The organism is Clostridium sp. YIM B02555 (assembly GCF_022320955.1).
GTDB lineage: Bacteria > Bacillota > Clostridia > Clostridiales > Clostridiaceae > Clostridium > Clostridium saccharoperbutylacetonicum.
Genome location: NZ_JAKJJY010000019.1, coordinates 21,994 through 37,185, shown reverse-complemented (window position 1 = coordinate 37,185; position 15,192 = coordinate 21,994). Strand labels below are relative to the sequence as shown.

Sequence of the window (15,192 nt, the reverse complement as noted above, 5' to 3'; positions counted from 1 at the left end):
TCACATCCTTAAAATTTATCTAATGTGTTGATTGTATAAGTAGCACTTTCACTCGATACTTTATTTACAAACACTTCATCATAGTCTTTGTGAAATACTATATATGCTTTACTAATAAAATCATCATATACATCAATACTATAATCTTTTATCTTCGTATACTTATCATTATTTCTTCCAAATAGTGTTATTGTTTGCAATTTAGCATCAGCTGCCTCAAACCTAAAACTTAAAAAGAAGTCATATTGTAGTACCTCTTTATTTAATATACCGCAGCTTTTCCGTAAATTATCTTGATCGTCTCTATTATAATCAATAAAATAGTCTAATTTATTTTTATCTGGAGAGGTTATATCAATAAATAGACTAGGTAATCCTTGGCTAACTTGTCTGTATTGCTCACAAACTCGTATGTTTGTATTAAGTAATGCTTTATATGTTGGATTATAAATTAGTTTGAGCTTGTAAACTTCTTGACTTGATAAACCAACTATTTTATATTTTGAATAATCTATTATTTTTGATGGATCATATGTTATCCCATCTTTTACAAATAGCTTACATAATTCAAAAATTGATAGCACGTTTGTTTTTATAGAATCAACTACTTGATTTATAGTAAGTGGAGCAAAGCTATTTGTAGTAGCATCATAAAAATTTGATTGTGGAATAAAATAATCATTATCTTTTTTTAAACAAAATAAAAATGGAAATTCTTCATATGTTATTTTTACATAGCCTGTAGTACCATTAACTCCAGTACTAGTTCCAGCATTTTCAAGTAGGCTTATATAAGATGAACCGCCTCCACCACCTCCATCATCACAATATTTACCTCCACCAGAACCACCACCATACCAGCCGCCGCCACCACCACTCCAAGTGTCACGTCCACCATATCCAAAGCCACCAGCATATCCTATTCCATATCCGTAGTTCGCTCCTGCAAAGCCTCCAGATGTTTGAGTGCCACCACCGCCAGCAACTATAATTCTATTCGTTAAGTCAGTTCCATTTAATCTAATGTCAGAAGCACCACCACCATAACTATTGCCACTATTCCATCCGATTCCACCAACATAAATATTTAGTATTCGCGAATCTCCATTATTAAATTTATATGTTCCATAAGCTTTACCACCATAGCCTCCAACACCACCATTTTTATTGCCAATAGATCCAGCTGCTTCTAAATAAACCTCTCTTAATCCGTCTGGCAACTGTATTGTTTGAACCTTGCCAGTATAATAAAAAGTAACAGTTTTTAAAGCCATTACTACCCCTCCTTAGAATTTTTCAAGCGAACTATCAGTTAACTTGAAGCTTTCTTTAGTAATTCTATTTATTAAAACTTCTTTATTGTCGTAATTAAATGTGACATAGGTATTTATAAAATCAACTTGCATCAAGTAATCATCATCTTTTATTTCAATATAATTATTGGATGGTCTTCCATATAATATTATTTATTCAAGTATGCTAGCTTTATCATTAAATTTAAACCATATATTGAAATCTCCTTTTAATATTTCTTGATATAATAAATTGGATTTCTTATAATCTATTGCACCATATATATCATAGAACATACGATATGATAATTTTGCTTTATCTAAAGTTGTAATATCCATAAACACATTATAAAGCTTATCAGTAAATGGAATAAATTTATCTTTTATTTTTATTTCTGTTTTATCAAGAGAAGTTTGAGTTGGATTAAAGGTTATGTCCATGCCAGCCATTTTTTCTGTAGTGAATACGCATAGTTTATATTGAGAAAAATCTATAATATCACTTGGAGTGTACCTTTCTTTGTTATATTCAAATGTTGGATTTAACATACTTTGTAAACTAGGAAATGTGGCTTCCCAATCTTTGCATAATACTGTAATTTCATCAATTGTGGCTTCTTTAAACTCTTTGCTATATATATTAAAATGAGCCTTATCTGGAATATATAATTTATTATCTTTTTGTAATAATATTGTACTTTGACTGCAATATCTAATCATGACTTTTCCATTGCCAGCGTTAACTCCAGATTGCATTGTTCCATTTAATACACCACCAATATATCCAGAGCCACCGCCTCCTCCACCATCATTACCACTACCACACTCTCCGCAGCCGCCGCCATACCAGCCGCCACCGCCACCTCCTCCATAGGAGTTAGAGACACAATTACCACCTTGTCCGAAACTACCAGCCTGGTTATACCAGTTGCTTTCAATATAGGTTCCTCTTGCACCTCCAACTGTTTGTGTTCCACCGAAACCATAATATCCAGCATCACCTTGTCCGTTTCCTCCACCTACACCTCCAACATAGTTCCATGTAGTACTAGGACCATATCCAGTACCGCCACCTCCACCAGCAACTATGATTCTGTTAGTAAGAGCTTTTCCTCCAATTCTAATATCGCTAGCATCTCCACCAGGATAGACTGAATAACCTCCACCATTCCAAGTAGTATTGTAGTTCGGACATGCTCCAACATATACATAAAGGATTTGAGCTTTAGTTAGGAATAGATGACCTTTTGAATATCCACCCATTCCACCATTATTGTTTCTACTTCCACCCTGAGCTCCCCACACTTGAAGATCATAGTATCCAGAGTAAGGAACAACAAATGTTTGTACTGCACCTGTGTAAACAAAATCAAATTGCTTAATTACCATTAAACCCCTCCTATAGTATTTTTAATAAATTTTTCTTTTTCATAAGTAAGTTTTTAACAACTAATTAGTAATCTCGTTAGGAATTTACAATAATAGTTTTACTTTCATTTCAAACAGCACAACTACCATGTTTTTTTATTCTCTAAGGAGTTTCATCCAATACAAGTCCATAGCCTGTTAACGCTGTAATATTATCTACTAATTCTACTGGAAGATAATCAGTTACATATACATTATATCCACTTATTGTATCTTCTTTTTGAAGTTGTAAAGAAACAGAAGTTTTTGGTACAGCACCATCATCGGTTATTTCAACATACCTAGGATCATATTCTAATAAATCCTTTGTCGCAGTATTTATATTTATAACTTTATGTTGAAGGGGTGTTCCTTGCTCTGTTTGTACATAACATTGCATCAAGAAGTCACATCCATCCCCTTTATTAGGAATAGTTACAGCTTGATCAGCTACAACATCTTTGAAAACAAATTGCTCCACGTTATTTATATAAATAGAATCCCCTGTTGGCCTTATATCTGGAGCATTTAAATCAGTCTTAAGCTCATCATAATTATTATCAACCTTAGTTGATAGATTACTGATATTACTATTTGCAGTTTTTATATCAAAAGTATTCTGGTTTATAATTTGATTGTTATTTTCTATTTTATTGCTTAACTCTTTATTGTCGGAATCGACTTTTATTTCTAAATTAGAAATCTTAGAATTTAATGCAGTAAGTTTATTTTTAAGATAATCATATAATTTAGTAGAATAATAAGTTAATCCATTATTATCTAGATATTTTCTCATTAACTAACCACTCCTTTACTTTTCAAAATTATATATTTATTTTGCATTTCTTCATGTCCTTAAAATCTATCCAAGGTATTAATTGTATATTCAACACTTTGCTTGCATAATTTATTAATTATAACTTCATTGTAGCTTTCATTAAATTTTATGAATTTATCATATATATTTATATTAGGCTCTTTAAGCTTTACATATTTATCATTATTCTTACCATATAAAGTTATTGACTGTAATAAACTATCTGCCGAATTTAATTTAAAATCAAAATAAAAATCATTACTTATTTTGTCTGTATTTAATATACTGCAATTATTATATGATTTGGTTTCCCCATAATCAAAAAAATAATCTATTTTTGTTTTATCAGTAGCTTTTATATCTAAAAAGAATATTGAATCATTTGCATTTGTCCTATAATTATCTAAAATATATTTTTCCTTTATTTTTATATTTGTCGCAGATAAAGCTTTATTTGATGCTGTATAATACATTGTTATTTTATATAAATTATCTTTAGATAAAGTACAAAGTTTATATTCTTTAAAATCTATTAATTTAATGGGATCATAGGTTTGATTGTCTAGCACAAATGGCTTTAACATTGATGTTATACTCATATCGGCTCTTGGAGTAATAGCTGTGTCAACTAAGTCATTATATATATCCTCCAGTTCAACTGGTAAAAATATTTTATTTATATTATCAAAATATTTTTTATCTATAACATAATATTTATCATCTTTTTCTAAGAAATAAGCATTTGGATCTTCTTCATATGTTATTTCGACCAATCCATTTCCTGTCCTTACCCCAGAAGTAGTTGATGCATCTATTGGATCAAGTAATGCTATATAGGATGAGCCGCCAGCACCTCCTCCAGGTTCTACACTAGTATAAACAGTGCCTATTATTCCACCACCACCTCCATAGTAGCCGCCACCGCCTCCTCCACAGACCCATTCTCCATAATTATATCTATTGCCTTGCCCCATTCCACCAATTCCTAAGGAGCCTTTTCCATATCCGCTACCTCCATCAATTTGTGTTCCACCCTTTGCACACCATGATGAATAATAATTACTTCCATCTGAACCTATTAGTCCTCCACCATTGCCACCTATAAATCTATCACTACCACCTCCGCCGCCTCCAGCTACAATTATTCGATTTACTAAATTAATCCCATTAATTCTTACGTCAGAAGCACCACCACCAGCCCAAGCATTCCCAACACCACCACCATTGTATCCATTTTGTGCTCCCACATAGATATATACTGTTCTTGCATCATTATATTTTAATATATAAGTTCCTTCTGCTACTCCACCTTTTCCTCCAGGTTGAGAGTTTGAATAAATACCAATTCCTCCTTGAGAACCATAACATCTTACAAAAAATTTACTCACATGAGTTGGAATAGTCCATGTTTGAGCTACTCCTGTATAATTAAAAGCAATTGTTTTAAGCATAAAAATCTCCTTTAGAATCTATCTAAGCTATCAGTATAATATTTAAAATAAGTTTTGGTTATTCTATTTATCAATACTTTTCCATATGCTCTTTCAAAATTTACAAATGTATTGACAAAATCATTAGTTATAATTAAATTATCATTTTCTATTTTCGAATAAGTAACATTATCATTTTTGTATAACGTTATTGTATTTAATATACTTGAAGTCTCATTAAATTTAAAACTTAAATAAAAATCATCTTTTAGTATTTCTTCATCTATTAAAGATGCATTATTATTTGATACATCCTTAAAAATTTTTTCATAATTAATTGTGTATCCAATTTTAGATTTATTTGTTCCAATAATGTTTAAATATGCATTTCGCAAAGCTTCTGAAAAAGGAGTATACTTTTCTTTTATTTTAATAGTCGTTTTCGATAATATTTTTAATGATGGATTATATTTTATTTCTAAAGTATCTGGTAAAATGTTATCTGATAATAAGCAAATTTTGTATTTAGAAAAATCTATTATATTATTCGGTGTAATAGTTTCCCCATTTAACATAAATGCATTAGTTAATTCTTTTATGCTACAATTATATGATGTAACATCTTCAATAGAGACATCTTTGAATTGTTTTGTTTCTATATCAAATGTTTGTTTATTTGGAACATAGTATCTGCCATCTTTAACCAATGCGAATATTTCCCTATTTAATAAAGTTATCGTTACTTTCCCATTCCCTGTATTTACACCTGAGGAAGTTTTACCATTTTCCAGTAAATCAACATAAGAAGAACCACCGCCAGCACCTCCAGCATATGTGATTCCCCCTCCACCATACCAGCCACTACCTCCTCCAGGACCAGAATCTCCAGCACTACCACTTCCACCATATCCAAATCCACCTGATTGAGCTAAACCATAACTACCTGAAGAACCTCCTGTTCCTCCGGAAACTTGAGATCCTGAAGATGCGTAGACGCTTGTACTATATGAACCTACAGGAGCTCCTCCAATAAGACCACCACCAGCACCGCCTGTAGTTCTTTCTGCACCTCCACCTCCTCCAGCAACTATCAACCTTGATTGTAACGAAGATAAATCATCCCATTGTCCTCCAATTGTCCTTATATCAGAGGACCCTCCACCATAAGCAGATCCACTTCCGCCACCATTCCAGCCACTAATATAACCAGCACCTCCAATATATACATATAACACTTGTCCTTTTGTTAACCTAATATTCCCGGAAGCATATCCACCATTTCCGCCAACTCCATCTAATACACTTCCTCCTTTAGCTCCCCACGCTTCAATTTTATAATAACCAGTTTGAAGAACTGTCCACGTTTGAACTGCTCCAGTATAATTAAATGTAAAAGTTTCTTGCATAAAAATTCCCCCTAAAAAGCACACATTCAATATTTTAGAATCATAATACTTTCTATATAATCTTTCTTTTTATTATCCATCTACTATAACTTTCAATAAATATAATTACTCCAGCAGTTTTCAATATTAATGTAACTATAAACTTTTTTCATTAACATAATCAAATTAAACATTGTATAGCTACTAAAATTTATCTAAAGTATCAATTGTATAATCTATTGATTGTTTTGCAATCTTATTAACCAGTACTTTTTCATAGTTATCTTTGAAGCATATGAGCATTTCAAAATTAAAATTGTCATATACATTAATATTAGTGCTTTTAAGTTTAGTATATTTATCATTATTCTTCCCATATAATGTTATAGAATTAAATATTCCATCATATGAATTAAATTTAAGGTTTAAGTAAAAATCATTAATTATAATATCACCATCTAATACACTGCAATTTTTATATGCTTCATTTTTACCAAAATCTAAAAAATAATCTATTTTTGCTTTATTATTTGAATTTATATCTAAAAAGGTAGGCTCAAGTTCATCATGTACTGGGGTATATTTATTTTTTACTTTTATATTTGTTTTAGATAATGCTATGTTTGATGGGATATAATTCATATCTAATTTATAATCTTTATTAATATCAATAATACCTACTTTGGAATTAGCATAGTCAAATATATCATTGGGATAATAATAAACTCCATCTATCATAAACGGCTTATATAAATTGATTAATGGATACACAGCACCACCATTAACTATGTTGTTATAAATATCAGATATACTTACTGGAATGAAGGAATTTGATGTTGTATCAAAATATTTTTCTGTTGTTATATAATATTTTCCATCATGCTCCAAAAAGAAGTATCCCTCTTCATATGTTATTGTAACTTTACCCTTATCGTTATTAAGTCCAGCAATTGTTTTTGCATTAATTAAATTTCCATAGTATGATGAACCACCACAGCCTGAAACATTTGGATATACAGCAGAAGTATATCCACCGTACCAGCCGCCGCCACCTCCACCTTGTCCAATATTCCCGTCATTTCCGTCCCATACAACACTCCATGCATCTTGACCTTTTCCAAATGCATATCCACTAGTTTGAGTTGCTGAGGTGCTTGTATTATTAGCACCCATTCCCCCAGTTAATCCTCCACCTTCACCAGCCGTAAAATTCCAAGAAAGACCACCACCACCGCCAGCTACTATAATCCTTGACAATAAAGACTTGTCAGTATCCCATGATGTATGCGAAGTGTCATACCATGAACCTGAAGATGCAGCAACCAATCTAACATCTGAAGCACCACCTCCGCTGCCACCACCTTCATCATCTCTTCCATCGTATGTTCCTATTCCTCCACCGTTCCACCCACCAGGAATATTAGAAAATCTACCATCAATTCCAGCACCACCAACATATATATATAATTGCCTTTGAGTATTACGTTCAAACGTATATTCACCGCAACAGTATCCGCCTTTAGCACCATTACTATTTACGCTTCCATTCATCATGGAACCTCCACCCTTGGCACCATAACACTCTATTTTTATCCTATATACACCCTCTGGTGGAATCCAAATTTGCATTATTCCAGTGTAATTAAATATAATTGTTTTTAATGCCATAAAACCACCTCGTTAGAATGTGTCCAAATTATCGTCTAAATACTTAAAATATTGTTTAGTCAACCTATTTATTAATATCTCTGAGTATTCTTTCTCAAAAGCAATTTGAGTATTTATATAATCATTGCTTACATTTAAATCATCATCTATTATTTTAAAATAATTAATATCTCTGCTGCATAACGATACTGATTTTAACAAACTAATCGCATCATTTAATTTAAAGCTTAAGTAAAAATTATCTTTTATTAACTTTTTATCTATTAAACTGCAATCATCACTTACAATTTCATGTATATTTTCATAATTTATGATATAGCTAATATTAGCTTTATTGGCTGCTTCTACATTCAAAAAAGGATTGGGAGTATTATCTTTATAAGGTGTGTACATTTCTTTAATTTTAATACTAGTTCTAGACAAGGCTTTATTTGTAGGAATATAATTAATATCTAATTCTTTCACATATTCATTAGTCCTAGAACCATTAGGTATAACACATATTTTACATTTAGATATATCTAGATAATCAAGTGGATTATAAGAAATTGAGTTTATTACAAATGGTGTATTTATATTATATAAACCTACATTTCCATAGTTGCTATTATTAATTTCAGACCTTAAGTCATTTAAACTAACAGCTTTAAACATTTTTGTACCAGTATCAAAATATTTTGCTATTGGTAAATAATATTCTTCACCTTTTTTTAAAAAGAAAGCAAATTCATCATACATTAAAGTTATAACTACTTTTCCATCTCCAGTATTAATACCAGAAACTGTAGAAGAATTCTCTAACGTCCCTAAATAAGATGAGCCACCTCCACCACAGCCACCAGTTGAACCTACCGCACCATATCCACCATTTCCAAGAGGAGTGTCTCCAGATGCTCCTCCGCCACCTCCTGCAACAATTATTCTATTTTTTAAATCAGTAGCATTAATTCTGATATCTGATGATCCACTTCCACTAGCACCACAGGTGTCACTGGCTCCATATCCACCACCATTAAAAGCATATGCTGGATGCCCGCCATCTGTGCCCTTTTGCCCAACATATATGTATATTTTTTGCCCTTTTATTAAATTTATATCTCCTTTAGCATATCCACCATATCCACCATATCCACCTATGTACCCTTCTGTGTTACCACCCTGAGCGCCCCAACATTCTAATCTGTATTTCCCATTACAAGGTGCAGTCCAAGTTTGTGCTCCACCACTATAATTAAAAGTAAAACTTTTAAGCATAATCCACCTCCTAAAAAACAGCCATACTATCCTTAATAACCATCTTGCTTTCCACAGATTTTGTTTTTTTGATTAATACTTGACTATATTTTTCTGGAAAAGTTACAGTCACTTGATTTATTGCTCCTGTATTAAAATTTGTATCACAATCAATCCTCTTATATTCTCCTAATATATTTTCAAATAATTTATTTAGCAATTCTCCATCATTCAATTTTAATAAAATATAGTTATGATTTTTGCTAATATAGTTAATATATTTGCATTTACTATTTACATAATCTTTGATGTATCTATCAGAATAGTTCTCAAAATATCTAGAATCACAATTATTAGAATCATAGTAGTTATCCCAATTTTTTAAATCATTTGATACGAGCATCTTATGCTTGTTTTCAAATTGAATGTTCTCATGCTCTATATTAGTTAAATTTATAAGAATAAAAGCATTGGAACTATTTATTTTATAGACCATGCTCTTATTCTTATTAGCATTAAATAATACAATTTTAAAAGGTGCATATGCTTTTAACTCATCCCTTAAAGAATCTAAAAGGGATGAGTCAAAAGCATTTTCAATATTTAATGTAGTTTCAGTTAATTCATTATTTTCAATACCAAAGTATTTATTCCCTGAATATATAAGGCAATTCATTTTAAGCACCACTTTCGTCTAAGATAATTTGTAATCTGTTAAATTATTTATACTCTCTACCAGTTCTACTGGAAGTAAATCAGTAGTGTAGATATTATATTCACCAATTGTGCCTTGCAAAGTTAAATCTAAGGTTACATTATCTCTAGGCTTTGCTCCATCATCTGTTATTTCAACATATCTATCGTCATATTCTAATAAATCTTTTGTAGAAGTATTAATATTCAAGCTCTTGTGGACAAGTGGTGTTCCAGTTTCTGTTTTTACAAAACACTCTATAAGAAAGTCACTTCCATCTCCTGAATTTGGGATTGTAACTGTTTCTCCAGCGCTTATATCTTTAAATACAAATTGTTCCACATTATTTATAAAAATAGAATCCCCCGTAGGTCTCATATCTGCAGAATTAAAATCAGCCTTAAGCTCATCATAATTATTATCAACCTTAGTTGATAGATTACTGATATTGCTATTTGCAATTTTTATATCAGAAGTATTTTGATTTATAATTTGATTATTACTTTCTATTTTAGTATTTAATTCCTTATTATCGGAATCGACTTTTGCTTCCAAAATAGAAATATTAGAATTTAATGCAGTAAGTTTGTTTTTAAGATAATCATATAATTTAGTAGAATAATAAGTTAATCCACTATTATCTAGATATTTTTTCATTAACTAACCACTCCTTTACTTTTTAAATAATTATCAAGATAAGAATTCAATTCACTTTTTTTAATATAATCACTATTAAAAGATATTATATTATCAGAATCATTAATATAATATAGCTTTTTAGTTACTTCATTAAATACAAACTTCCCAATCCCTAGTTCACTGGATACTTTTTTAGTAGAGTCAATATTCCAATTTCCTGCTACATCTACCATCCAAGTTGAATTTGTTCTTGAATCATAAATATATTTATTATCTTTATCAAATTTTATATCTGAAAAACTAGAATACATTTGAGATAGACAAGAATATCCATATTGACATGGTCCCTTAAATTTACTAAGTAACTCATTAGAATTTAAATCAATGTCAATTTTATTATAAGCAGAAACTGTAGTTGAATTCATATCAGAACTATAAGTTGTTATCTTATCACCGTCTCTTATTATCTTCAATCTTATACCATTTGGTATATTTTCCCAATTACCAACAGTATCTGAGCTGATTGAATAATAACTTATTAATTTTTCATCACTTCTATTATAGTTATATACAATTGCATATTGAGTTGATATATTTTCAACTAAAACATGGGGTTCAAAACTCCTTATTCTTACAACAGAAAGAGTATATTCTCTTCCAGCTGGATCTTTAGTAAATGCTATTACAACTCCTATGGCATCATTATCCATATCTGTTGATGATATAGTAACTTCAAGATTATAATTATCATATTTTTCTGGACTTATAAATCCAATATAACTGCTAGAATTAGTTTGACAGATTATCTTTTTCTTATCCGAATCATATACCCAGCCAGTAGTTTCTGATGTTACCGCTGGCTGATTTTCGCTACTATCATGTGAAAATCTATACCAAGTATTATAAATAACTGAAGGATCTATTAAGGTTACTTTTGCATCCTCAAGTTCCTTATCTGTTTCAATTATAGTTGCTTTATATAAAATATATCCTGGAGTTATTTCACTTGAACTATTGCCTTTTATATAATATACTTGCCCATTATTTCCACATGGTTTTGATTTCCACTGTGCATCTCCATCAGCTTTCCATTCTAATATTTGGTCAGAATTACCTCCTGAAGGAATATGGTTATATCCAGAACCCGTTGGATGAATATAATTTTTTACATTTGCCTCTATTCCATCTAATTTTATCTTATCTTCCTTTGACATTATTCCGTCAGCTGCTTCTGTCACTTTATTTAAGGCAACATCTTCCCACTCTGCTTCTCCATCACTGTGCCATTTTAAATATTGTCCACTAACTCCTCCAGCAGGAATATGGTTATATCCTGGTCCTATTGGATGTATATAAAAATTTGCATTTGCCTCTATTCCATCTAACTTAATCTTATCAAGTTTATCCATATACCCATCTTCGGTGTGGGTCACAAGTTCTGATTTTAAGTAATATAAATCATTATGGTTATGAGGCATTGGAGTCCTTGCATCCGATAATCTTGGATCATTTCCTTCACATACTGTACCACTATCAGTTCCAAAAGGCCTATTAAAGGCTGAATATTTTGTTAGAATCTTAGGTTCACCATTTAAATCATCCAAGGTTAACTTCACAACACCAGACATATTGTTTATGCTCAACACTCCTAAAGCTTTCTCAAATATAATTTCCTTTTTTGCTCTCTTAACTGCTTCTGTAATTATTGACTCAACAGATTTATCTAAAAACCCAGGATCATTTTCAATAAATCTTTTAAACATATTAAGGAAATATTTTTCCATTTCATCTAATTCTTTAGTGTATGTTGCATCATTCTTTTTATCTATTCTCATATTTATCACCCTTAATATTTGTTAGTAATAATCTTAGTTAATACTTCCTCTGTTACACCAGAGCTGTCTGTGTAATTTAAATATACCATGTCACTTTCTTCTACTAATAAGGAAGTCTGCAACTCATAGGTTTCAACACTTGCTAATCTCTTATCCTTTTCATCATCATAGATAAGTTCTATTTTTGTGTTATCCGTTAATACTCTAACTAACTTGTCTTCGTAATCTCTATCTCTAACAAGAGTTATAGTATCACTATTATCCTCATCCTTACTTAAATCTACATTTATTAATCTGTATGCTTTTTGAACATAATCATCATAATATAGTACAGCAAAACCATTAATTACTGGCGTGTTTATCTTATTGCTTAATAAATTTGCCTTAAGTCTAAAACTATAACATGGAATATTTAAAACTAACGGTACGGTATCATTTGCTTTAATTAAAAAATTTCTATTGTCATCTGTAATAATGTGATAAATAATATCACAACCTGTTGGTATTACTTCATCTACTACCAAGAAGAAATTATTTAACTGGGATTTATAGGTTTCATCAGTGCATTTTTTAGTTGAATAATACACACCATTTTTAGTTAAATCCTTAACCTTAAGACTAGATTCTATTGAGTTATAAACCATATTATCTGATAAATAGAAATCAGAGTATTCTCTGTCCTTAACTTCATTTACGAACATGGAATTTACATATTTATTATTATCAAAAGATATCTTTACAGAATTTAAAAAAGTGTTGTCTCCAAATTCGGCAATATCATGTCTCGTTATATCATCAGCTATTTTTCTAGTGCTTACATCCTGCTCTATATCTGCTTTTGTTATTTTCTTAAAATCAGCCATAATTATCCCCTCCTTTAAAGTTTAGTATGCTGCCCTATTTTATAATTATTTCTAAATATCGGGTATATGTAATAGGTACAGGTTTTTTCGCTGCTATGGATATATTGCATCTTATCTGTATCGAATTCGACCTCAATTGTATCATTTGCAGTTATATTTAATACATCAATGGACATCATCCTGCTTGCTATATTATAGTTATAATAATTTGTGTTTATTTGAACATTATTTATATATACCTTTAGTTCTGAGGCATTTTCAGCATATATATCTGCTGGTAGAGTCCAAAGTAATCTTGCATTATACTCAAGTTCCTTTTTTTCTCTTATATAATTTGCGCTTTTAGTATTTTCAATATATATTGTTTCTTCGATACCATCACTATAGGTTATAGTTAAGTTATAGCCTTTACACAAATAATAAGGTAATCTTTCAAAAGTAATTATATTTTCATCAACTAATTTAAGCATTTATACCACACTCACAATCGCTTTTGAAATTTTCTTGTATTTATCATACAAATACATTGTGTAATTATATTTATTCCCTCTTATTCCTATATCATTTACTTTTAAATTAGGAAATCTTGAATCGAGGGTTATTGAAGATACTAGATACGTTGGATAATCGTAATCATTTTCTTCCATTTTCTCATTCCTTAAGAAATATTCTTGATAATAGACTCCTCCTTGTCTTACAAAAACTTTAAGTACTCTTCCATCAATATCATTATATTGAATAGGTTCATTTCTATCATCTTTTGAAAGTAATGTTACATCTTTCCTAAGAATTTCTATTTTATCAATAAAAACTTCCTCTTTACCATCATCAAATATGAAAGGATCAGATTCTACACTAATGGTTGCAGAGTTCTCATCAATGCAAGAATTAATGCCCTTTAATACTTTTTTATTTCTAAGCATTAATTTTCTACTATCAGAATTCCAAATATTAGTTATTTTCAAAATCCTTGATCCATCTTCATCTAAATCTGAAGCATAAATACTTATACCCTCCGTTGGTATTATGCTGCTTACCAGCTTTTCCTTTGGTACGCGAATTTCCTCTATAGAAGAAGCTGTACCTAAAACTTCATCAAATGTTGGATTCTTTGCACTATAATAATCACTGCTTGCTTTTAAGGAAAAACTTAAATATGGTTCTGAAATCTCAGCTATTGCAGTGTTGCTTATATCTGAAATATTTCCACTACTATCCTTTGCTATAACGTAATAGTAATAAATATTCTTTCTAAAATCGGCATCTTGGTAAAAGGCTGTATAATCTGTAGTATTTATTGTTTTAAGAATAGGCTTGTATATTCCATGTCCTCTCTCAGGCGTCACATCTTCAAAGCCTTTTCCCACATCATAAAAATTATAGACTGTTAAATCACCATAGAAAGTTATGCTTTTATAATTTAAGTCAAAATCATTGATAAACAGTATTGAATTTTTTAATAATACAAAGCTTTTAGCTAATAAATCACTATCAGTTATATCATTTAATACATTATCATTATCATCTAGTTGTTGCACATGAGTTATAACATTGGCACCTATAAAAATTTTATATATGGCATCATCTTTTGTTGAATCTACACTATTTCTAAACTTAATACAATAAGTGGAATTAGGTACATTAAAATTAAAAGGCAAACTGAAGCCTGTATAGCCTTGATGATTTTTTGGGGATTTATCTACAAGCATTGAGACATTTTTTAATTCTTCAACTGATACTGTCTTAGTATCAGCTACTTCTGATATAACGCCCACAGGAGTTCTGTTATCTATGAATTCCTCTAAATCTTTTTCTATAGGAATACTCTTACTGCGATATATATAATGAGTCATATCTCCAGAAGATGATTTATATATTTTAATTAAATTTGTTTTCAACAGTTACACTTCCTTTACATTAAAGTAGCTT

General features: G+C 30.4%; 13 protein-coding genes. All 13 read right to left on the bottom strand.

What is annotated here, in order from left to right; translation table 11 throughout:
- Window positions 1-8 precede the first annotated feature (8 nt).
- Window positions 9-1,274: a hypothetical protein gene (locus L3B98_RS21270; RefSeq protein WP_238918153.1), complete on the bottom strand. Its 1,266-nt coding sequence runs from the start codon at window positions 1,272-1,274 to the stop codon at window positions 9-11.
- A 192-nt stretch (window positions 1,275-1,466) separates the two neighbouring features.
- Window positions 1,467-2,681: a glycine rich domain-containing protein gene (locus tag L3B98_RS21265; protein ID WP_238918152.1), complete on the bottom strand. Its 1,215-nt coding sequence runs from the start codon at window positions 2,679-2,681 to the stop codon at window positions 1,467-1,469.
- A gap of 142 nt (window positions 2,682-2,823) precedes the next feature.
- Window positions 2,824-3,495 (bottom strand): hypothetical protein, encoded by a 672-nt coding sequence (locus L3B98_RS21260; RefSeq protein WP_238918151.1) that lies wholly within the window; start codon window positions 3,493-3,495, stop codon window positions 2,824-2,826.
- A gap of 59 nt (window positions 3,496-3,554) precedes the next feature.
- Window positions 3,555-4,967: a glycine rich domain-containing protein gene (locus tag L3B98_RS21255; protein WP_238918150.1), complete on the bottom strand. Its 1,413-nt coding sequence runs from the start codon at window positions 4,965-4,967 to the stop codon at window positions 3,555-3,557.
- Between the two features lie 11 nt (window positions 4,968-4,978).
- Window positions 4,979-6,352, bottom strand: coding sequence for a glycine rich domain-containing protein (locus L3B98_RS21250; protein ID WP_238918149.1), 1,374 nt, complete (start codon window positions 6,350-6,352; stop codon window positions 4,979-4,981).
- A gap of 183 nt (window positions 6,353-6,535) precedes the next feature.
- Window positions 6,536-7,999, bottom strand: a complete 1,464-nt coding sequence (locus L3B98_RS21245) for a glycine rich domain-containing protein (RefSeq protein ID WP_238918148.1) — start codon at window positions 7,997-7,999, stop codon at window positions 6,536-6,538.
- A gap of 12 nt (window positions 8,000-8,011) precedes the next feature.
- Window positions 8,012-9,253, bottom strand: a complete 1,242-nt coding sequence (locus tag L3B98_RS21240; RefSeq protein WP_238918147.1) for a glycine rich domain-containing protein — start codon at window positions 9,251-9,253, stop codon at window positions 8,012-8,014.
- Window positions 9,254-9,263: 10 nt separating this feature from the next.
- Window positions 9,264-9,908, bottom strand: a complete 645-nt coding sequence (locus tag L3B98_RS21235) for a hypothetical protein (protein ID WP_238918146.1) — start codon at window positions 9,906-9,908, stop codon at window positions 9,264-9,266.
- 18 nt (window positions 9,909-9,926) lie between these two features.
- Complete coding sequence (locus tag L3B98_RS21230) at window positions 9,927-10,583, bottom strand: hypothetical protein (RefSeq protein ID WP_238918145.1); 657 nt, start codon at window positions 10,581-10,583, stop codon at window positions 9,927-9,929.
- Window positions 10,583-12,400 carry a virion structural protein gene (locus tag L3B98_RS21225; protein ID WP_238918144.1) on the bottom strand — a complete coding sequence of 606 codons (1,818 nt, stop codon included), beginning with the start codon at window positions 12,398-12,400 and terminating at the stop codon, window positions 10,583-10,585. Before L3B98_RS21225 ends, L3B98_RS21230 begins: the two co-directional genes overlap by 1 nt.
- A gap of 11 nt (window positions 12,401-12,411) precedes the next feature.
- Window positions 12,412-13,263, bottom strand: a complete 852-nt coding sequence (locus L3B98_RS21220; RefSeq protein WP_238918143.1) for a hypothetical protein — start codon at window positions 13,261-13,263, stop codon at window positions 12,412-12,414.
- Between the two features lie 14 nt (window positions 13,264-13,277).
- Complete coding sequence (locus L3B98_RS21215; RefSeq protein ID WP_238918142.1) at window positions 13,278-13,733, bottom strand: hypothetical protein; 456 nt, start codon at window positions 13,731-13,733, stop codon at window positions 13,278-13,280.
- Complete coding sequence (locus L3B98_RS21210) at window positions 13,734-15,161, bottom strand: hypothetical protein (RefSeq protein WP_238918141.1); 1,428 nt, start codon at window positions 15,159-15,161, stop codon at window positions 13,734-13,736.
- Window positions 15,162-15,192: the final 31 nt, after the last annotated feature.

Coding starts and splice junctions, on each gene's coding strand:
- L3B98_RS21270 (WP_238918153.1), bottom strand. CDS start 1,274: ATGGCTTTAAAAACTGTTACTTTTTATTATACTGGCAAGGTTCAAACA.
- L3B98_RS21265 (WP_238918152.1), bottom strand. CDS start 2,681: ATGGTAATTAAGCAATTTGATTTTGTTTACACAGGTGCAGTACAAACA.
- L3B98_RS21260 (WP_238918151.1), bottom strand. CDS start 3,495: ATGAGAAAATATCTAGATAATAATGGATTAACTTATTATTCTACTAAA.
- L3B98_RS21255 (WP_238918150.1), bottom strand. CDS start 4,967: ATGCTTAAAACAATTGCTTTTAATTATACAGGAGTAGCTCAAACATGG.
- L3B98_RS21250 (WP_238918149.1), bottom strand. CDS start 6,352: ATGCAAGAAACTTTTACATTTAATTATACTGGAGCAGTTCAAACGTGG.
- L3B98_RS21245 (WP_238918148.1), bottom strand. CDS start 7,999: ATGGCATTAAAAACAATTATATTTAATTACACTGGAATAATGCAAATT.
- L3B98_RS21240 (WP_238918147.1), bottom strand. CDS start 9,253: ATGCTTAAAAGTTTTACTTTTAATTATAGTGGTGGAGCACAAACTTGG.
- L3B98_RS21235 (WP_238918146.1), bottom strand. CDS start 9,908: ATGAATTGCCTTATATATTCAGGGAATAAATACTTTGGTATTGAAAAT.
- L3B98_RS21230 (WP_238918145.1), bottom strand. CDS start 10,583: ATGAAAAAATATCTAGATAATAGTGGATTAACTTATTATTCTACTAAA.
- L3B98_RS21225 (WP_238918144.1), bottom strand. CDS start 12,400: ATGAGAATAGATAAAAAGAATGATGCAACATACACTAAAGAATTAGAT.
- L3B98_RS21220 (WP_238918143.1), bottom strand. CDS start 13,263: ATGGCTGATTTTAAGAAAATAACAAAAGCAGATATAGAGCAGGATGTA.
- L3B98_RS21215 (WP_238918142.1), bottom strand. CDS start 13,733: ATGCTTAAATTAGTTGATGAAAATATAATTACTTTTGAAAGATTACCT.